The organism is Spiroplasma endosymbiont of Polydrusus pterygomalis (assembly GCF_964030825.1).
GTDB lineage: Bacteria > Bacillota_I > Bacilli_A > Mycoplasmatales > VBWQ01 > Spiroplasma_E.
Genome location: NZ_OZ034964.1, coordinates 299315 through 319981 on the forward strand (window position 1 = coordinate 299315; position 20667 = coordinate 319981).

The window sequence follows — 20667 nt, forward strand, 5'->3', positions numbered from 1 at the left end:
ATTATGAATAAAGAATTTACTTATTTACATGAAATTAGTTATTGATTATTAAATAAAAGTGATTTTACTCATAGTGAATATAATTTAAGTGGAAGTAGATATTCTAGTAAAACATATAGTATTGCAGAAGAATTAGCAATATTAATTGCTATTTCAATTAAAGTGAATAAATCAATTGCTATATATTGTTTTAGAAAATTAAATAAAGATATTAATGATTTAGTTAAAGAAATATATAATGCTTTAATAACAATTAATTTTAATGATTATAAAGATTTTACTTTAAAATATCCAAATAAACAAGCAGATTTTAGATTTAAAGGCACTAAATCATTTATTAGAGTAATGGGTGTATATAGTAATTCAAATGATAGAATACCTTTAAAAGGTCTTTCTCGTAGTGAAATAAAAGGATTTAATTTAGCAATTGAATGATGTGAAGAAGCAAATGAATTTAGTCAACAAGAATTTCAAGCAATAACATTTGCATTAGGTAATGCTAAAAAAAGAATTAAAATAAAAAGTTGTAATCCAGATAATATTTATCAATATTATATTAATTATATGAATAATATTATTCCATTTAATTTAGAAATTATGAAATCTAAAAATGAACAAATTAAATCAGTATTTGATAATAATATCTTTAAATTATTTCATTATTCAAATTGAAAAGTAAATGCTCATAATCTTACATTAGATATGATTAATGATTTAGAAGAATTAAAAGTATTAGACCCTATAAAAGCACAAAGTTGATATTATGGTGTACCAAGTATTCTTACTGGTGCTATATTTGCAAGATATCTTGATAAAGTTGGTACTAAATTAGATTTTCAAGTACAAAGATTAACTGGTGGATTAGATATTGGTATGGCAACAAGTAGTAGTGGTCATCCAACTGCTGCTTCATTATGATTTATTGGTGAAAATGAAAATGGTAGAAGAGCGCATAAAGAAAGTGAATTTTATCATAGTAATGCTATTATGCAATATAAAGATACTGATACTTTAGCAAATGATATTATTAATTATTATATTAATGAAAGTAAACGTTATATAGCAATGTTATTTGGCTTTACTTGTTATGTTGATTATGGTAATGGTGGATTAGTATTTATTGATGTTTTAAAAAGTTGAGTTAAAAAACGTAATATAACATGATTAAAATTTATAGCAGTAGATAAATCAACTTTATATTTAAATGATAGAATTGATTTTACAACAATTTGTATGCTTAAAAATATTATTAGTTTTAATTGAGAAAGATGTATTGAAACTAAAAGACAATATAGTTTAATGCAATGATTAGATAAAAAGAAATTAGATACTAATAATAATACTCTTAAAATGTTAGATTTACATGATGATACTTGAGATAGTGATATGTATGCTTTAATGCATGAAATGAAATGATTAATTAATGGGATTAATAATAAATTATTAATTAATAAAAATAATTTTAATGGTGATGAATTATGATAAATACAATGGAATATTTAAGTTGTGATAAAAGTAATTGATATATTGATATACCTATGATTATTGCTCAAAAATCAACTAAATTATGATTAGGTAAAGGATTTTTATTTAATTCAAGTAAAAAAGAAATATTAGATTATTTAAATGAAATGAATTTAAAAGATAAATGATTAGAAAAATTTTATAAATTTGGTTTACAAAATAGTTTAATGGGTAAAGTATTTATAATGATTATAGTTAATGAAGATAATAGTAAATCACTTAAAATATTACCTAATAGTTTTTGTGGTAGAGTTGCTAAATATAATGAACAAGAACAAGCAGCAGAATTTTATTTTATTAATGAACAAGCAGATAGTGCAACTTTAACATGAGTAACAATACAAAATGGAAAAGTTAAATATGAAACATATAAAGATAATAATAAAGATATTATTTTAGGTTCTACCAGAACAAAGTTAAAACCTAATATTATTCCATTAAAAACTTATGAAATTAAAAATCCATTTAATTATATACCAATTTTTGAAATTACTAATTTACCAATAATAAATTTATATGGTAATGCAACTACTTTAAATGCTTATCCAGATTGTACACCAGTATGAGATTTAATTTGAGATTTAAATCGTGTAATTAGACAAAAAAGATTAGAACGTGAATTAAATGTTACTACTTTATTTGCTGCATTAGATAATGAAACAGTTAAAGAAATGCAAGAAAATGGTAATATTGCAGAAAATCCTAAAAAAGATATGTTTGTTAATGTTGGTAGTGCTGGTTATGATAAAAATGGTAATGGTGGTATGCAAATTATTCAAGGTGACCCAAAATTTAATGAATATTGATTAGATTATAATGGTACTGCTAAAGCAATATTTAATGGTGCTGGTTATGATTATGATGAACATGGTAATGATGTTTATACTAATAAAACACAAAGTATGTTTAATAATAAATTTGATATGGAAACAACAGAAATAAAAATAGCATTTTATAGTGCTTATTTTTATCGTATTTTTGATTTATTACTTATTAGTGAAAATAAATGAAATGGAATTGGTGAAAGACCTTATAGTTTTAAATTTATTCCAATTGCTATGACAGACCAAATAATACAAGACCAAATTATTAATTCAAGATTAAATAATGGCACAATGACAATAATTGAAGCAATTGGTGAATATGATAATATTGATCAACTTATGGCTAAAAATAAATTAGAAAATATTATTAAAGAAAATCAAAAATTAAATAAAGATTTAGGAGGTAATAATAATGAGCAGACATCAACAAATACAACTAATGAAACACGCTCACATGAGATTAAAGATGCAACAAATATTAATTAAAAGACAAAGTCATTGAAAAATATTTCCATTTATTATAAATAATGGTGCAATACCTTTAACTGAAACTGGATATAAACCAATTAATAGTAAAATTAGTGATTTTGGTCAATATGAATTAATATTAACTGGTAATACTCCAGTTGTATGTATTTGAAAAAATAGTACAAAAATATATCAAAAAAATAAAGGTATTATTAATCCAAATACTCATAAAGTTTCTTCACAAGATGAATTTTATACAAAACAATATAAAATTGGTGATTATTGAAATGCTTATTTAATTGATGATACAAGTGGTGTTGATTTTAGTAATTTACCAAATAATCAAATATTTAAAACAGTACAAACTAAAAGACAATATACATTAGTTATGTTTGAAGAACATATTACAATTGATGATTATTTACAATTTTTTGTTGTATTTAATGATGAAAATGAAAATATAGGTGGTAATAGTACTAAAAATCAAGATAGACAATTATTATATATTTCAAATGTAACAAATTATTATAGTCCATATAATGGTACATTTAGTATGCAAGTATTAACTTTTAGTAGTTTAAATGATAGAGTAATAAGTAGTGGTCAAAATACACTTGATTTTGTACAATATGCTTCACCAGGTAGTGGTTATGCTTTCCCTACTATTCAACAAGGAAAAGTAACATTAAATCGTACTTTAATGTGTGATATTGGTGTACGTTATAGTCATAGACAAAGTTATGGATTAGAATTATTAACAAGTTGTTATTATTATGGAAGACCTATTATTCAAGGACAAGAACCAATACAACAAAATAATGATGAAATATTTGAAAGTAAAGTATTTGCTTCAAGAAGATTATTTATTGCTGGTAATAATGACCATTCTACAACTGATATTAAAAATAATGGTGGTTTACTTGCTGGAATAAATGATAAAATAACTACAAGTAGTCATCCAGAAACTACATTTTATAATATTATGGATGCAAAACCTACTGGATTTACTAATTTTAAAAATTTTACAGAATGATTAAAAACTTCATTAAATTTTCAAGATAATTTATTTGTAACAAAAGATTTTAAAGGTATGCTTTCTTTTGATAAAGATAAAGCAATAAAAAGTAATGGTACAGCAATAGGAGAAGCAAAATTCTTTTGAGATAGTGAATGAAATATAAATAATATCTCTGGTAATTATAATGTTGATATGTCAAGTAATTTTAAATATAAAGACCCAGATACTCATTTAATTATAGGAAGTCCAACTGTTGATTATAGTAAAATCAGTCAAAAATATATGTCAGCAATATTAAATTTTAATAGTGTAGTATTTAGTCCATTAATACAAATGCCTTATGATAGTAATCAATGATTACCTTTTGCTTTAAGTGATATTCCTTTAATTGGTAAATTATTAAATGCTTTAACATTAGGTATATGAAGTAGTTGAGTTATTACTCAAAATTCTCAACAATATAAAAAAATGTTATATTTTAATGGTTTTATGTCTGCTTTTTTTGCTTCTAATTTAGAAAGTATTATTGGTAATGGTGGATTAATTCCTTTAAATGCTTTTACAAATGATAATGATTTTACTATTGGTAAATTATTAGGTGCTAATGTTTCAACAACTGCTATGACTATGAAATTAAGTGATAGAGTATCAGTATATCCATGAGACCCTACTACTGGGAAGAAATTAACTACAAAAGAGCAAATAAGTACTGTTGATTTATCACAAAAGAAAAATAATAAAGTTTATATTTTAGCAGAAGATACTGAATTTTTAGATATAGCAAGTCCTTTTACAAATGAAGATAAAGATTGTCAATGAAATCCAACAAGTAATGGAGTTATTGATGGTTCAAATTATGCTTATATTATTGATACAATAGTAACTCAAAGTTTACATCAAGGTGAAGAAAGACATACATTTTATAGTGATAATCCTTTTACTTATCAAGGTGATTATAATGAAATATCAGTTGCTCAATTTCGTTATAATAATATGGGATTATTTACTAGTAACATGTTTAACTGATTAACTTTGTATAAATTAAATCATGATGAATATAGTGAAAGTGAAGAAACTACTTTTAGTTATCCAGCAAAAATATTACCACCAAGTCCACAAAATATAGCAAAATCAATAATTATTATTCCAGATAATCCTACATATAGTGCTGATTTACCAATAAAAAATTTATTTGTTGTAAATGAAAATAATCAATTAATTTATAATGAAGACAAATGAATTAATAATGTTGGTTTAAAAATTAAACCATTAGAAATTAATTTAGATATAAAATCTAAGTTAGACCCTACATTATTAATTAATAGCTTTGAAGATTTACAAAGATATTATAAGTCAATAGATTTATATATTTCATGAGATTATAAAACTAACGAATATAAAGGTGGAAAAGCAGATTTTTTAAATACAAAAGAAGATTTTATTTTAAAAAATCATACACAAATGTATCCTTTTGATTTAAAAGATTTAAGATATTATAAAGATAATAAATATTTAGAAATTAAAAGTAATAATGTAATACACCCATATCAAGCCGGTAATTTTATGGAATATTATGCATTGGCTGCAATTAATAAAAAAGTTAATAATATTAATCAATTATATAATTTATTTGATAATACCGCTATTACATCTGTAACAGCAAGCAATGAACCAAATCCAACTATTCATAAATATAGTATTAGTGATATTACTACAACATATTTAGGTTTTCAAAATTTAGATAATAGCAGATTAAATTTTAAAATACAAATATTTCCAATTTATTTATATGCTACTTTTCATGAATATTTTAATGAACCATTATCTCCAGAATACAAAGAACAATGAATAATAAGACAAGTAGAAAATTATACATTAACAATTTCAAAAATTGTATTAAATTCAAGATAAAAATATATTATTTTATGATATAATCCCCTAATAAGGAGTTGTTAACTATTATGAAAAATATTTTTTGTTATCTTAAAAGAAAAAAAAACAATATAATTTATTATGAAATTGATAATCATAGTAAGATTAAATTTAATAAAAAAAAGAAAAAATGAATAACAATTATTTGAAAAAATGGAATAATACATAGAAAATGTAATATTCTCTTAAAAGAGATAGATTTTAATTTAATAAATAAACCAGATGAAAAATTAGGTTATTTTTTTCTTAAAAGTAAAAAAGTTAAACAACATTGAACAAGAATAAAATTACAAAATGATAAGTTATTATTTGAAGTAGACCCTAAATTTGATATAACTCCTTTATTTCCGTGATTAACTAAAAAATTTAGTTTAAATTATAATAATTTTTTTAGTGCAATAAGTAAAATAAAAGACATAAGTAACAAAAATAATATTTCCCCATAATCTTAAATATTAATGTATTTTTTTATTAAATAGGATATAATAAATTAACTTACATTAGTGTAAGTATATAAAATAATAATTTCCCAAACATATGTATTATTTACTCTTCATTATTAGGTTGGCACCTAATAAAAAAGTTACCTTAATTGGTAACTTTTTATATTTTTAAATTTTAATTATAAACTTGTTATATTATTTGTAACAAAATTTGTTTTATTATCAATAGCTAAATGTTGTTCATGATTAATAGATTTTTTAAATTATACACCAGCAATAGCACAAACACCAGAAGTAACAGTTGCAAAAGCACCAGCTATTGGTCCAATTACAGGCACTAAGGAACTAGCACCTCCTACAACTGCTACTGTATTAGCACAATTTGAATTTGATCGATTTTCAAGATTTTGTACTCTTCTATCTAAATCATTAACTTTATTTTTTAAAATATCAAATTCTACTTTTAATCCTTGTACATTTTTGTTTAACTCATCTATTTTTCATTCATGTTCAATTAAAGTTGATATATAACTTCAATCTCTTATATAACCTTTAATTATTTCTTTTTCATTTCTTTTTCAATTATATAATGCTTGAGGAGTAAATGTTTTAGCATTTTCTATTGCTTGAGGCAAAGTAGAATTTCATTCATTTATATGATTTATTCATTGTTTAAATTTATCGTTATTTGCTATGCTGTTATTTAATTCATTAAGTTTAGTTTGGGTTATGTAAGTAAAAGTTGGTCTTAAATTTCCAAAAGAATATTGACTATCTATATTCACAGATATTTTTGCTGAAAAAATATTATTAAAATGTGAATAATCAGTTTTATTTAATATTGAAACTTCGTTAACATTAAAATTAGGATATTTTTGCTTTATTGCCTGTTTAAAATCATTGTCATCATCATTAATAATGATGCCTAAATTAAATTTTTCATATGAATTTCAAATAGGAAAATCTCTTTGTAAATTATCAAGATATTTATTTGAATAATAGCTGCTATCATCTATTCTAATACCTACATCATGGTTTCAAATTTCTCATCCAGTATGTTTCATTAAGACAACAATTCTTATGCGTTCTCTTCTAGAACTATCTATAAATTTATTAGCAATAGTCCAAAAATTATCATATATACATTTACCTAAATTTTTTATATTCCCACTATCTATTCTATTATCCATTCAAACACCATTAAAACATTTATTTGTAAACTTTTCTTTAAAATCTTCTCTACTATTTTTTATTTTTATTTTAACTACTTCTTCTCATCAATCAGGTTTAAATGAACAATATAATTTTCCTGTTCATCCTCCTCCCTCTATTTCATTTCCACCATTTATACCTCTTTTATGTTTATTTCTGCTTTTTTCATGGCGATGTTTATATGGACTAATTGTGTTTAAATTATTATTTTGTTGGATATCTGAGTAATTTTGATAATTAATAAAATTTGTTTGATTGTTATTTGATAAATTTAATTGTTTACTCATTAAATCTAAATTTGTAGTATTGTTGCTAGCTCAATCTTTAATCTTTTGATTATTATCAATTGACATAGCATATATACCTTCACTTTTAGAATTAAATAATGGTGCAGATAATACTCATAATTTAAATCAATAGCTTGGATTAAAATATTTCATAATTTTATACCTCTTTATTTTAAAAATAAAAACCCATTTACTTTAAATAAAGCAATGAGTTAAAAACTTATATTAAGTTTGGTTAAATTATACATCATTATTTTTTTTATACTTGTTTAAACTTTTTTATAATATTCTTTTATTTCTTTAACTTTACTTTTAAATTGTTTTTTATGAAAATAACACATATTAAAAAATTGTTCTGCACTACTTTCTATATCTAAAGTTTTTAAAGTAACTAATATTTTACTATTACATTCTTTAACAATACATTTAAGTAATACTTTTTCTTGTTTTTGTTTTTGCATTATTTATTCTCTTTTCTTTTATTTCTTTCAATTTTTAATTTATGTTTATGTAATTTTTTCTTACCCATTTTCTTTCATTTAATTTTCACTATTATTCTCCCTCAATTATCACATAATGATTGTGTATGTAATTCTTTTATTTTTGCTTTACTCATTATTTATTTTCTTTATTTAAATAATATCAGCCAATTAATAAACTATCTGCTTCATCATGATTATTAACTTTTATATTTCAATTATTATCTTTAATTAATCTATTTCCTATTATTAATGAATTATTTTTATCTCAATAATTTTCTTTTTTATTACTAACACCATTTGCAAATGCCATACCATAAGCATATTTATCATATTTTAAATATCAATTTTGTCATTCACTAGGACTTATTAACATATTTTTTGTTAATAATTTATTAAATTGACCAGCAATAAATCCCCTAAGATGTTCTTGTGTTTCATATCCAATACCATTTTTTGAATTAAAAGTTCCACGTTCTATAATTAAATTTGTTTCTCAAAAATGGTCTCTATATATTGCATGTTTAAATTCTTTTCATTCATCATTATTAAATTTTTTAAAACTATAACTTGTTACTAAAATTGGTTTTTTATTTTCTCATAAAGTTATTCCAGTATTTGTTATTGAGGGATCAATTGAAAGTAAATAATTAGTCATTATTAATGCTTCTTTCCATGATATTTTATTTTAGTTCGTAAAATTCTTTTATTAATTTTTTCAATTATTTTTATTTGTAGAAGATATGATTTGTGACAAGTTTTTCTAATATAACAACAATAACAATGATATGATTTAATATTAATCATTAATAATACCTTCTTTCATTAATTAATTATAAAATTTCTTAATTCAACTGGTATAGAGTTAATAAAATCCTTATAATCTTCAATTGCTTTTGTTAAAATATCAACTTTTGAAAACTTAAATGTATCATTAACATATAAGTCTAAGTCTCTATCAATATTAATTCCGTATTTCTTATATTTTTCATTAAATTCATGTTTAGTCATTTTTATTCTCCTTATTTTTAGTTAAATTATTAACTATTTTTTCTAAACATTTCATACATCAATTTTCAGTTAATCAAATTCTCTTATGACAATATTTACATTTATTCATAATTTTTATATTCACTTTTATTATTTTTTAAATTTTTAAATCTTTCTCTAATTTCTTTTAATTTATCAAATAAAGTTTTTAAATAATTTTCACCCATTAATATTAAAAAATCTTTAGTATTATTTGGATTTAATTTTTCCATATCTTCTCTTATATATTCATCAAATAAAACTGTATTTGTAATCATGTATTTATCAAAATAATCTAATTGTCTTTCACTTGGTTCTCATTTTTCATTTTGTATTTTTACATTATTATTTTGATATTTATTATTATTTTGTATTAAATTAATATCATCATTATCTGGATCTAATTCATCTTCACTTAATAATAATAAATTCATTAAAAAATATCTATAAGCATAAGTTTCTGCACTACCTTTTGCTTTTGCTATATCTGTATTTTTAGCACATGCTAATATATCAAAATATTTACTTTCTTTATCATTATCTAAATCTATAATTGTATATCTTTTAAAATAAGATATTTCTACTTCATTTTTATCTAAATAATTTATTTTTTTATCCATAGTTAATATATCTTCATGTATAATAACAATATTAAATTCTTTACATAATCCTTTAACTTTATTAAAAATATCACTTAATAATCAATATTTATAATTACCAAATTTATTAAAACCATTTTTTGGTGTACTTCCAATTTCTAATTGTAATTTAAGTATTTTTTTATATAAATTCATTATTTATCACTCTTTCTAGTTATTTCATTTTTAATTAAATTTCTTACAAAATTATTAATAGTAACTTCTTCTTTTACACAAAGTTTTTTTAATTCATAATGCTCAATTTTAGTCAGTCTAATAATAAATTGTTTAGTAATTAAATCTTCTATTTTTTTCTTATGTGCTGGCATTATTTATTCACTACTTTCTTTTTTAAATGCATTTTTAATACTGTCTCCATATACACCATTTTCAATATCTTTAAAAAACATTTGTAAATCATTTGCTCATTTTGGCATATTTTGTTTTTTCATTAATCTATAAACTCTCCATCTTCTATTTCTTTTTTTAATCATCTAATATTAATTAATTCATATCCATTTTTTTCACTTTCTTCTAAAAAATTAATAAATTTTTCTCTTGAAATAAAATTATAATCATCCATATTATTTATGCTCCTTTAAAATTTTCTAATTCTAATAAATTAATAAAATAGTTATATAATCTATCATAATTATCACTTGTTAAATACATATCATTTTCAATTAATTCATTAATATCTTGATTACAATAATAACTATTATCTATTTCACTAATTCATATATATATTTCATTATGTATATTACATTTCATTATTTTTTACCTATTAATATTCAAAAACATTTATTACAAGTTCTATTTGTAAATGATGAATTTTTATGACAAATATCACATGAACCAAATATTTTTATTTCATTTTTTAAATATATTTTTTTTAAATTAAACATAATTATTTATTCCTTTCTTTTTTTAATTTCTTGTAAATGCATATATTAATCCTATTGTTATTACTATTATTAGTATTATTGCTATTATATTTATTATTATTAATGTAGTTTTCTTTTCATATATTTTTTTAATTATTTTTTTCATTTTTATTTTTCCTTTTTAATAATTTAAGTAAAATATTTTATTATTATGAGTTTCTAAATCTTTTATTGGTGTAACAATATAATTTATTGCTAAATCATTATGATTATATGGATTATTTATTTTAAAACTTTTTCTATTTTCTTCTCATGTAATGTTATATTTAAAACATTTTTGATTTTTATCATTTATAAAAATATAATAACCATTATATTGCTCATAAAATTCACAAGATATTAATTCATTTTCATTTGTAATAATATCTGGAATATTTTTAATATATTTTAAAATATCACTACCTTTAATACTTTGAATATTATTTTTAATAGATTTTTTACCTAATTTATAATTAAAATCTTCAATTATTTTTAATGCTATTTTTTTATTTTTTTCATCAATAGTAGTATATTGTTTAGGAAATCATGTTTCATATTCACCAATTTCTAATAATATTCCACCATTATTTGTTTCTACTATTTTACTTTTTAAATCTAAACTAATATTTGGCATATAATATTCCTTTCTATTACGTATTTTTTACGTATAAGCCTTATCACCACAGTGATAAAAGGCTTATATATATTTTTATTAATTCGTATATGTAATATATTGTGCTTTCACTCTGGATAAGTGAAGCACATATACGTAAATAAAAATATATATTTAATAATTAATTTATTTTATGTTAATATATAATTGGTAAGGTGTGTATATAATATATAACCCCCTTTATATGTAATAATTTATTAATAATTAAAGAACAGGGTTTATGATTATTGCATTTCTATATAAACTTAATTTCAATTTCATACAATAACAATTCAATAAAAATTAATAAATTACTCTTTTATTCTGATATAGAAGTATTTACATAAAGTACTCACAATTAGACTTCTACGACAGTGTATTAAGTTTTAATTTTTAACAAAATATAGATTTCTTTCTTTAACAAAAAAAGAACGATTTTAGTTATATCGTTCTTGTTATTTTTAAATCTATCTATTAAGTTAATGCGCTCTATAATAGACGAATTAATATAACGGATAGATTTTCTAACTTCAAACAATAAAACTAGCAAATCTAAATATTTGTTACTTTAATTATATCATAAAAAAATAAAATATGTAATCATATTTAATTTAATTAATATAAAAATTCTAATTTATTAAAATTAGTTTTTAAAAAAATTAAATTTTAAAAAATTAAATTCTATTATTTAAATAATTAACTTTTGCCATTAACATATTATTTAATGTTTTATAATTATAAGTTTTTGCACCTTTAGTTTGAGATTTAACTAAATGAAATATATCACTTTCAGCACTACAACCTATATTTCAACTAGCAGATTGATTAATAATACCTTGTTTATTATTTTTAAAAATATTTAAAGTTTTTTTATTAACTTTAGTTTTTATTAAAAATATTATTAATTCATCATATTGACTATTAATAAAATAATTTTTAGCAATTTTATAATTATTATATTTTTCTTTATTTAATGTTAATTTTCTACCTAAATTATTAGGTCTATATTCATTTCATAAATATTTTAAAGCATGATATTTATCAAAAACATAATAAGCACCTAAATATTTTGCTAAATTTTTAATTCATCCAGCACCATCACCTGCTACCACTAATTTTGGATTATAAAAATCATAATATTTTATTAATCCTTTTCAAGTACTTTCCACAGTAGGATTATCTTCAAAATAATCTTGTCTAGGATTAGATTTATAATTAAACATAAAATTATATTTTTTATTTAATAATTTATTACGATTTTTACTTATTTGTTTTTTACCAGTATTATATGAAATACTTCTAATTTTTTGTAATTTTCTTTTTTTATTTTTATTTCAAACTGGTACAAAACAATCATCAACATTAATATAAATATATTCATTATCTTTTACCTTAATTTTTTCTTGTGGTAATATTTCTTTAATTTTTATATTTTTATGAATTTTACTAATTGTAACTTTTGAAACATAAGTATATTTAAAAATATCTTGTATATCTTGATAATTTTTCTTTTTTCCCAAATATGATATTATTTCTTCTTTTAATCAATTAATAATTTTTGCTCTTTTATCAATATTAAACTCTTCATAAACGGGATAATAATATTCTTTATTTAATTTATCTCAATAAACTCTTTGATTAAAAATTATTTTACCAAATTCAAAAATAATACTACGATTACATTTTTTAGCAACTAAATATCTATTTTTATTTCTAGTTTGAAAAAAATATTCATTAAAATCATGGATTTTATTAACATGATTTGTTATAATTCTATTAATTTCATATTCTAAATTATTTTTATAATTAAACATTTTTTAACGCCTTTCTATTTATTTTTTATCTCACTATTTTAACAAATTTATTAATTTATTATTGAAAAAATGTTTAATTTAAAGTATAATTTTAAAGAACGATTGAAATAACTAGCAAATCTATTGCAACGTTTAAAGATAACTTTTATTAGTTATCTTTTCTTTTTTATATAATCTAAATGTTATAATATTATTATTAATAATGATTTTAAAAGGTGATAATATGCCAAAACAAAGAAAAGAATTAGGAAATTATAAAGAAAAAATACAAGAATATTTAAGAGAAAATAAAGATAATTTAAAAAAATGTACTAAACAAGAATTAAATTATATTTTAAATGTTGATAATAAATATATATTTGATTGCCGAAGAAGAGCGACAAAATGACAAAAAGATTTTATTAAAGAATATGATAAAGCATGTCTTAAAATAGGAATAGCAAGATTAAAAAATGTAACTAAAGTTGCACAATATGAATGATTATATTTAAGAACAAATCATAGAGATATGTTTGATGATTTAATAGATAATCAAATTATAGAAACAAATAATAGTAATATAATTATTAATATTTCTGAACCTAGAAAAATAGAAAATAATGATTAAAAATCTATAATAAATATAGGTTTTTTTCTTTATTTTAAAGGGAAAAATGATATAATTTAATAAAGTGAATATGTTAAATAACATATATAAAAGTGACCTATTAACCAAGTGAAATAATAAAAATTTAACAAAAGGGAGATTAAAAGTATGAGTGATTTTACTTTTGATGAAAAAGAGAATTATAGTTTAGATGATGTTAAAAATTTACTAAAACAACATAGAAATGTAGTATATGCTGAAAGTAAAAAAGATATTGAACCTAAATTAACTAAATTAAGTGAATATGAAACAAAATTAAAAGAATATGAAAATAAAATTAATAGTTTTGAAGAGCAACAATTATTTTCAAATATTAAAGATACTAAAAAAGTTAATTTAATTAAAAATTTAATGAGTACTGATAATTATAAATCTTTATCAAAACAAGAAGCATTTAATAAAATAAATGAAGATTATAAAGATTTTTTAATTGATAAAACAGAACCTATTAAACAAGAAAATAAACCTAATTCAAATGATTTTAATCCTAAAACTCTTTTAGATTTACATATAAATAGTATTAATCCAGAAGAATTAGAAAGAAAATTAAATGAAAAAGCAAAAACTACAGGTATTACTGACCGTAACGAATTAGAAAAACTTGTAAATTTAGCAAGAGGAAATGCACTTCAATCTATTAAATAGAAAGAGGATAAAATGGCAATTCCACAAATACCTAAAGCATTTATTATTGGTGGTAATTCTCCTACTGAAAATGCTGTTTTAAGTGTACTTGAAGCACAAGTTCGTGGTGAATTAACTGCTGAATTAAGTACTTTATTTATGAGAAATACTGTTACTGCTGACCAAATAGCAAATATTAGTGGTGTAGCAATGGCAATATATAGAGTAACTGTTCGTGTCTTATGAGGTTCAATATGAGATGAATTTACTGGTACTAAAAGACAAAAAGGAACAGTTAAAACAACAACATTAATTATTGATAAAGAATTAACAATTGATTTTAATATTCCAGAATTTGATATTGAAAGATTTATGACTTCACCAGCAAATGTAGCAACACAAATTGTTTCAAATTGAACAAGTTCATTTATGAGAAATTTAAGAGAAAATTTTGAATTAATATTTTTACAAGGTACAAAAGATTATGCAATTGCTAAATCATTAGTATTACCTTTAAATTTAAATAATATGACTAAAGAACAAGCATTAAATGCTTATTATACAATTGGAGAAAGAAATAATAAATTAATTAAAAAAGTAGATGATATTACAGTTGGTATTAATAAAGCAGATTTAACTGGTGCTTGTGGTATTGATAGTAGTTTTAATTTAGCAAAAGCATTTACATTATTAAATTATGGACAAATTGCTGCAAATACTTTAGCAACTGGTAAAAGATATACAAATCAAATTATGGGTATGGAATTTTATGAAAGTTTTTATTTAGAACAAGATTTTATTCATGATACTGTTTCTGGTATGCATTTAGAAAAAGATTATAAATTATTAAATTTATTTGGAATAGTTTATAACAGATATATGTGAGGTATGCCTATTTCATTTACAAAAGTAAGAAATAAATTAGATAATGCTACAGATAATATTCGTATTATTGGTAAAGCATTATATTCATTACCTGCAGCAATAAGACCTAATTTAATGTATATAATTCAAGAAAAAATGCCAACAGTAGATGAAATTAAAGAAGCAAGAACAAAAAATTATAAAGTTGATGCAACTAATATTAATGCTACTTATCAAAGTACTGATTATGATAATATGAATATTTTAGATTTACAAGATGTTATTTATTATAAAAATTTAGGAAAAATTACTATGGCTGGTGCAACTCCTACTAATGATGAATTAGAAACTGTAATAGTAAATATTGGTAATAATGGTTATGAAAAAGGTAAAGTAACATTTAGTAATATTACATCAACAAGTGCTACTATGACTGGTGATAATAAAGATTATTATGGAACAGTAAAATTAGAATTTACTAAAAAATAATTATGGAATATATTTATAAATATTTTGATGAAAAAGCACATATTACTATTTATTCATCTAAACCAGAAGATTTAACTACAAGTAATGATATAAGAGCAATTTTATTAGATGAATATCCTAAATTAAGAAATGATTATTTTATTGTCAGTGATGTACATGATAATTATGCTATATGTGTAGGAGATAATATTCATTGTCAAGGAACAGTTAGAATTCAAATTAAAAAACAAACTAATTTAAAGGATGTTAAAAATGCCACATGTTGAGAATACACAATCAAATAATTATACTTTATTAAAAATAATACGTTCTTCAATAAGTCCATTATCTGGTATGATAGGTATTTCTGCATATTATGGTCAACTTATAGGTAATCCAGTGTTAGGTAGTATTAATTCTTTATTATTTGGTAAAAAATTAGGTTTAGATATTTGAAACTTGAATCAAAAACCAACCACTAAAACTAAATTAATTAATAGTAGTAAAAAAATATTATTAGGATTAGGAACAATTGGTTTAACAAATTATAGTAAATTTACTAACTCTTCCATTAATCCTAATCCAACAGAAAATCCAATTACTACAACAACAGTAGACCCTTTTCCACCAGATTTATTATTTAGTAATAATGATAAACAATCTTTTATGGATTGGGATACATATATTAGTTTAAATGCTTATGGTATATCAAACCTTATTAATGGAATTACTGAATTAATACCTAATAAATTTGAAACTATTAGAAAAATAGCAAATATGGCAACTGGTGGTTGCTTGATTAGTAGTGGAGTTGCGATGGGGATTAATAATGATTTTAATAATGCTTATGCAGTACCTACTATTGTTGCTGGAATAAGTGAAATTATTCATAATTTATTACCTATGGAAACAAATCATAGTATAGAAATGCAAGAAACTAGTTTTACAAATGAAACAGCAAGATTAATAAATAATGACAATAGATTTACTATTAATAGTGAAACAACTAGTCAATATGGTAGTGATAATATGAGTGAAGTTAATATTAATGCAAATTTAGAATTTGATGAAAATTATTATCATTTATAAGAATTAAATTATGTTACCTTTAATTATTAGAATTATCTATTCTGCATTAGAAACTAATGATATTAGAACTGCAATTATTAGTTTATTAAAGTTATATAGTAAAAATCAAAGTTTAAAATCAGTTTTAGATAGTGAAAATGTTAGTGAAGAAGAACTTGGACAACCATATTCAACGTTTAATCCAAATATTATTAAAAAACTTTTATCAATTTTAAAACCTAATGAATTAACTGAATTAAAAACTCAATTAGATAAATTAGTATTTAAACCTATAAAAAAAGTTAATAATTTGTTTAAAGAAGATAAAAAAGATATTAATGGTAAAAATATAGAAAAAGATAATAAAGATGATAAAGGTTGAGTAATATTATCAAGTTCATGATTTAAAAAAGGTTTATTTTATAAATCTAATCAATCATTAAAAGTAGGAATATTACAAGGTTTATTTCAAAGTGATACAAGTAAAAATAAACGTTGATATGGTGTATATACTTATCCAAATGTACCAGAAGAAACTTGAAATTTAATGAAAGTTCAAAAAGGTAAAAATGGTAATGGTGCTGGTACAATATTTTGAAGATATTTTTTAAGAAGTTGATTACCAAGTCAAATTCGTAAATATGTAAAGAAACAACTTAAAGAACAGAAAAGTATTACTAAAGGAAGAAAAAGTTATTATATTTTACAAGCAAAAAATATTAATGTTTTAAAAACAACTGCATTTATTAATAAATTAGAACGTGGATTTTTTAAACTTAAAGAATTTAAAACTTTACCAAAAACTGAATTAGGTAGTAGAGCATGAAAAGTAGAAAGAAAAGAATATTTAACTTTTCATAAAACTAATAATTTAAATAAAAATATTGGTATTTCAATTTATAAAAATAAAAGTAAATATAAAACATGAAAGTAGGTGCTAATTATTATTGAATTAGATAAACCAATTAAACCAATTGGGATATGAAATACTATTAATCCAATTTCAAAAGATAATAAAGAATATAAAAGATTAAATAAGATTTGATTTAATAAAAATAGTACTCATATAGATAAAATAAAAATATTAATATCAAATATTTTAAAAATAACTAGTCATATTATAGGTATATTAATAACATTATTTTTTACAATAACACCATGATTAATACCTAAAATACCAATAGCAATAGGAATAGGTAATTATACTAATCAATATAATTTTACTTGACCAGACCATTTAATATTAACTTTATTTCCTATGTTTGGTCATATTGGTTTAAATCTTATTACTAAATTAGGGAATTATGGAAAATTAATTAAATATGCATTAATAACTATACCAATTATTATTACAAGTCCATATTTAATATATCAATATAAAAATATTAAAAAACATAAAAAAGAATGTAATTTATGTAAACAACATTCAAATAAAATACAATTGGAGGAATAAAAAAATGAATTTTTCAATAGAATTAATATCAGCAATAATAGGTGGAGCAGTAGCTAGTGGTATATTTATCACAGTAGCATTTCTATTATTTGGTAAATCAATTAAAAAATCAAAACAATCTAATTTAGCAAAAGAATTAAAACGTAATAAAGAATTAGAATTTATTACAGCAAATATTAAACAATTAAATAATCATTTACAATTAGAAACTACATCAACTGCTAAATTACTTGATAGTTTTAATGTAAATAAAGAACAAGTAGACAATTTTGTTTTAGTACAAAAATCTAAAAAGAAAGAATTATCAGAAAAAGATAAACAAAAAGCAACTAAATTTAAAATTTAAAGGGTTTAAATACCCTTTATTTTACATTAAGGAGTAAATTATTATGGCTATTAAAGACCCAATTTTATTTATAACAGTTGAAGAATTTAAAAATTCTAAATATTTTAATGAATTATTATTTGATAAAGTTACTACTCCAGATAATGAAATTTGATTTGCAATATCTGTAGCAAGTAGTAATATTGATTATTTAAGTGGTTTTACTATTTCAAAAAAATGACCAGAAATAACACCAACTGATTTTACAGATAATATACAAACAGCAACTACTCATTATGTTAGATTTTTATTAACTAAAGATGTTGATTATTTACGTGGTCAAGGTTCAATTAGTCAAGGTGGATTAACTTATAGTGAAACTAATCCAGATGACCCTTATTTTATACCACCAGAAGTATTTAATTATTTAAGAAAAATTAAAGAATATCCAAATATTAAAGGTTTTAATTTAAAAGGTATAGAACCACAAAAAAATAATTGATTTAATAAATTTATTTCAAATTGTGGTGAAGATAGTCCATTAAATGCATATATACCATATACTAATATACAATCATTAGATTCTAGAACTAAAATTACTATTACTCATCCACAAAATATGTTAAGACCAATTGTTAATATTGATACTAGGGGTATTAATACAAGTACTACAGTACCAGAATTTAAAAGCCCAAAAGAAACTATTGATATTAAATATGATAAAGAAAATCATGTAGTTAATAGTGATATTAGTAATAAAATTATTGAAGAAAGAATATTTACTAATTTTTTAAATAAAAAAATAACTGAACACTTAGCAGATATTTTAAATCCAAATAATAAATGAAAACATGTTGAGTATAAATATGATTTTCATTTTGATGAATATACTGATTATACTTTATTACCTAAAAAATATGCAGATGATAAATTACAATATAAATTAACTGCTGGAAATAATATTACTATTAAAGATAATATTATTAGTGCTTCTGGTGGTGGTAATGTTGATGAAGATAGAATATTTAATAATAAAACAGATAAAGAAAATGCAACTAATTTAGTTAATAATGTCATTAAAATTGGAGTTACAAAAACTACATATTATAATAACCCATTTGTTACTGATGATTTAGATATTCCAGATAAAAAATATGTAGATGATGAAATTATAAAAGTAAAAGATTTAATTAAAAAATTAGTAGTATGAAAAACAATTGGTGAAAGAATTGATGATAGAACATGAAGTAATTTTTCACCTAGTTTACATGCTCTTTATCGTGTATTTTTAATTAGTGAAACAAGTGTCCCTTTACAAAATGGTTATAAAGAAGTTATCTTTTTTACATCAGCAAGTGCTATTGGTACAGGTACTTATCGTATTACTTCTAGAAAAATAGGTAATAGTGATGCTTCATTAAATATGATTTATGATAATACAAAATGAACATTAAAATTAAATGGGGGAGATACTGGGGGAGCAATATATAGGCTGGAAGAATTAAAAGCAGATGATTTGTATGAAATTAAAAGTACTACATTAGAAATAAAATCACCAGAAATAGTAGATATTGAGAAACCTATAAAAATTGATTCAAAAACTTTATTAACAAAAGAAATTAGAGAAAATGAATGAGAAATAAATTTAAAAGAAAGTCCAACACCAACACCTTATCCAAAATGAAAAGATGTAGCAATATCATTAAGTGGTAATTCTATTTCTTCTTATCAATTAAAATCAAATACATTTTATAAAATATTTTATGATTTGAATCCTTTTAGTCTGAGTACATTTGGCAAAACTCCAACACAAACAATAGAAATATTTTGACAACCACAAACATCATCAAATTGAGTATGTTTTCTTCCAAGTTTAAAAAGAATTTCATATATTAATATTGTAAATAATAAATTAATAAAATTAATAACTGATCAAGGTTATTTATGAAAATTACAAGAATTACAGGAATAAGATT

The 20667-nt window shown here is 21.1% G+C and carries 26 protein-coding genes; 13 read left to right on the forward strand and 13 right to left on the reverse strand.

The features are described 5' to 3' along the window. The first annotated feature begins 3 nt into the window (after nucleotides 1–3). The 4 genes from ACQH25_RS01475 to ACQH25_RS01490 are packed head-to-tail and all read left to right on the forward strand — an operon-like array spanning nucleotide 4 to nucleotide 6212. Entirely contained in the window at nucleotides 4–1485 is a 1482-nt protein-coding gene (locus ACQH25_RS01475; protein WP_425381509.1) for a hypothetical protein, read from the forward strand. After that, a complete protein-coding gene (locus ACQH25_RS01480) occupies nucleotides 1479–2834 on the forward strand; it encodes a hypothetical protein (protein WP_425381510.1) in 1356 nt (451 codons plus the stop codon). Before ACQH25_RS01475 ends, ACQH25_RS01480 begins: the two co-directional genes overlap by 7 nt. Continuing rightward, complete coding sequence (locus ACQH25_RS01485) at nucleotides 2761–5745, forward strand: hypothetical protein (protein WP_425381511.1); 2985 nt, start codon at nucleotides 2761–2763, stop codon at nucleotides 5743–5745. Before ACQH25_RS01480 ends, ACQH25_RS01485 begins: the two co-directional genes overlap by 74 nt. A 50-nt stretch (nucleotides 5746–5795) precedes the next feature. After that, entirely contained in the window at nucleotides 5796–6212 is a 417-nt protein-coding gene (locus tag ACQH25_RS01490; protein WP_425381512.1) for a hypothetical protein, read from the forward strand. A 260-nt stretch (nucleotides 6213–6472) separates the two neighbouring features. Here the strand turns inward: ACQH25_RS01490 and ACQH25_RS01495 are convergent, their stop codons facing one another. From ACQH25_RS01495 to ACQH25_RS01555, 13 genes are all read right to left on the reverse strand, one after another. Continuing rightward, nucleotides 6473–7861 carry a hypothetical protein gene (locus tag ACQH25_RS01495; RefSeq protein ID WP_425381513.1) on the reverse strand — a complete coding sequence of 463 codons (1389 nt, stop codon included), beginning with the start codon at nucleotides 7859–7861 and terminating at the stop codon, nucleotides 6473–6475. A gap of 116 nt (nucleotides 7862–7977) precedes the next feature. Continuing rightward, on the reverse strand, nucleotides 7978–8169 hold the full coding sequence (locus tag ACQH25_RS01500; RefSeq protein ID WP_425381514.1) for a hypothetical protein: 192 nt from the start codon (nucleotides 8167–8169) through the stop codon (nucleotides 7978–7980). Then, nucleotides 8169–8324, reverse strand: a complete 156-nt coding sequence (locus ACQH25_RS01505; RefSeq protein WP_425381515.1) for a hypothetical protein — start codon at nucleotides 8322–8324, stop codon at nucleotides 8169–8171. The genes ACQH25_RS01500 and ACQH25_RS01505 overlap by 1 nt, the downstream gene beginning before the upstream one ends. Then, on the reverse strand, nucleotides 8324–8845 hold the full coding sequence (locus ACQH25_RS01510) for a hypothetical protein (RefSeq protein ID WP_425381516.1): 522 nt from the start codon (nucleotides 8843–8845) through the stop codon (nucleotides 8324–8326). Before ACQH25_RS01510 ends, ACQH25_RS01505 begins: the two co-directional genes overlap by 1 nt. A 167-nt stretch (nucleotides 8846–9012) precedes the next feature. Then, entirely contained in the window at nucleotides 9013–9198 is a 186-nt protein-coding gene (locus ACQH25_RS01515) for a hypothetical protein (RefSeq protein ID WP_425381517.1), read from the reverse strand. 101 nt (nucleotides 9199–9299) lie between these two features. Continuing rightward, on the reverse strand, nucleotides 9300–10010 hold the full coding sequence (locus ACQH25_RS01520; RefSeq protein WP_425381518.1) for an ERF family protein: 711 nt from the start codon (nucleotides 10008–10010) through the stop codon (nucleotides 9300–9302). After that, complete coding sequence (locus tag ACQH25_RS01525; protein WP_425381519.1) at nucleotides 10010–10183, reverse strand: hypothetical protein; 174 nt, start codon at nucleotides 10181–10183, stop codon at nucleotides 10010–10012. Before ACQH25_RS01525 ends, ACQH25_RS01520 begins: the two co-directional genes overlap by 1 nt. A 122-nt stretch (nucleotides 10184–10305) precedes the next feature. After that, a complete protein-coding gene (locus tag ACQH25_RS01530) occupies nucleotides 10306–10437 on the reverse strand; it encodes a hypothetical protein (protein ID WP_425381520.1) in 132 nt (43 codons plus the stop codon). Between the two features lie 5 nt (nucleotides 10438–10442). Next, nucleotides 10443–10625: a hypothetical protein gene (locus tag ACQH25_RS01535; protein WP_425381521.1), complete on the reverse strand. Its 183-nt coding sequence runs from the start codon at nucleotides 10623–10625 to the stop codon at nucleotides 10443–10445. Beyond that, a complete protein-coding gene (locus ACQH25_RS01540) occupies nucleotides 10625–10759 on the reverse strand; it encodes a hypothetical protein (protein ID WP_425381522.1) in 135 nt (44 codons plus the stop codon). Before ACQH25_RS01540 ends, ACQH25_RS01535 begins: the two co-directional genes overlap by 1 nt. Nucleotides 10760–10781: 22 nt before the next feature. Next, complete coding sequence (locus ACQH25_RS01545) at nucleotides 10782–10904, reverse strand: hypothetical protein (protein WP_425381523.1); 123 nt, start codon at nucleotides 10902–10904, stop codon at nucleotides 10782–10784. Nucleotides 10905–10919: 15 nt separating this feature from the next. Continuing rightward, nucleotides 10920–11411, reverse strand: a complete 492-nt coding sequence (locus tag ACQH25_RS01550) for a hypothetical protein (RefSeq protein WP_425381524.1) — start codon at nucleotides 11409–11411, stop codon at nucleotides 10920–10922. Nucleotides 11412–12103: 692 nt separating this feature from the next. After that, nucleotides 12104–13243, reverse strand: coding sequence for an Mbov_0401 family ICE element transposase-like protein (locus tag ACQH25_RS01555; RefSeq protein ID WP_425381499.1), 1140 nt, complete (start codon nucleotides 13241–13243; stop codon nucleotides 12104–12106). A 223-nt stretch (nucleotides 13244–13466) separates the two neighbouring features. Between ACQH25_RS01555 and ACQH25_RS01560 the strand changes: the two genes are divergently transcribed. The 9 genes from ACQH25_RS01560 (at nucleotide 13467) to ACQH25_RS01600 (ending at nucleotide 20663) form a co-directional block, all read left to right on the forward strand. Continuing rightward, the gene (locus ACQH25_RS01560; RefSeq protein WP_425381500.1) at nucleotides 13467–13850 is read left to right on the forward strand and encodes a hypothetical protein; all 384 of its coding nucleotides are present in this window, start codon (nucleotides 13467–13469) and stop codon (nucleotides 13848–13850) included. A 147-nt stretch (nucleotides 13851–13997) separates the two neighbouring features. Further along, nucleotides 13998–14534, forward strand: coding sequence for a hypothetical protein (locus ACQH25_RS01565; protein ID WP_425381501.1), 537 nt, complete (start codon nucleotides 13998–14000; stop codon nucleotides 14532–14534). Between the two features lie 12 nt (nucleotides 14535–14546). Beyond that, nucleotides 14547–15866, forward strand: coding sequence for a hypothetical protein (locus tag ACQH25_RS01570; protein ID WP_425381502.1), 1320 nt, complete (start codon nucleotides 14547–14549; stop codon nucleotides 15864–15866). A gap of 2 nt (nucleotides 15867–15868) precedes the next feature. Then, nucleotides 15869–16150, forward strand: coding sequence for a hypothetical protein (locus tag ACQH25_RS01575; protein WP_425381503.1), 282 nt, complete (start codon nucleotides 15869–15871; stop codon nucleotides 16148–16150). Then, complete coding sequence (locus ACQH25_RS01580) at nucleotides 16119–16934, forward strand: hypothetical protein (protein ID WP_425381504.1); 816 nt, start codon at nucleotides 16119–16121, stop codon at nucleotides 16932–16934. Before ACQH25_RS01575 ends, ACQH25_RS01580 begins: the two co-directional genes overlap by 32 nt. Nucleotides 16935–16944: 10 nt before the next feature. Further along, nucleotides 16945–17847, forward strand: a complete 903-nt coding sequence (locus ACQH25_RS01585; RefSeq protein WP_425381505.1) for a hypothetical protein — start codon at nucleotides 16945–16947, stop codon at nucleotides 17845–17847. After that, entirely contained in the window at nucleotides 17848–18366 is a 519-nt protein-coding gene (locus ACQH25_RS01590; RefSeq protein ID WP_425381506.1) for a hypothetical protein, read from the forward strand. It abuts the gene before it with no gap. A gap of 4 nt (nucleotides 18367–18370) precedes the next feature. Beyond that, a complete protein-coding gene (locus ACQH25_RS01595; RefSeq protein ID WP_425381507.1) occupies nucleotides 18371–18712 on the forward strand; it encodes a hypothetical protein in 342 nt (113 codons plus the stop codon). Between the two features lie 43 nt (nucleotides 18713–18755). Further along, complete coding sequence (locus ACQH25_RS01600; protein WP_425381508.1) at nucleotides 18756–20663, forward strand: hypothetical protein; 1908 nt, start codon at nucleotides 18756–18758, stop codon at nucleotides 20661–20663. Nucleotides 20664–20667: the final 4 nt, after the last annotated feature.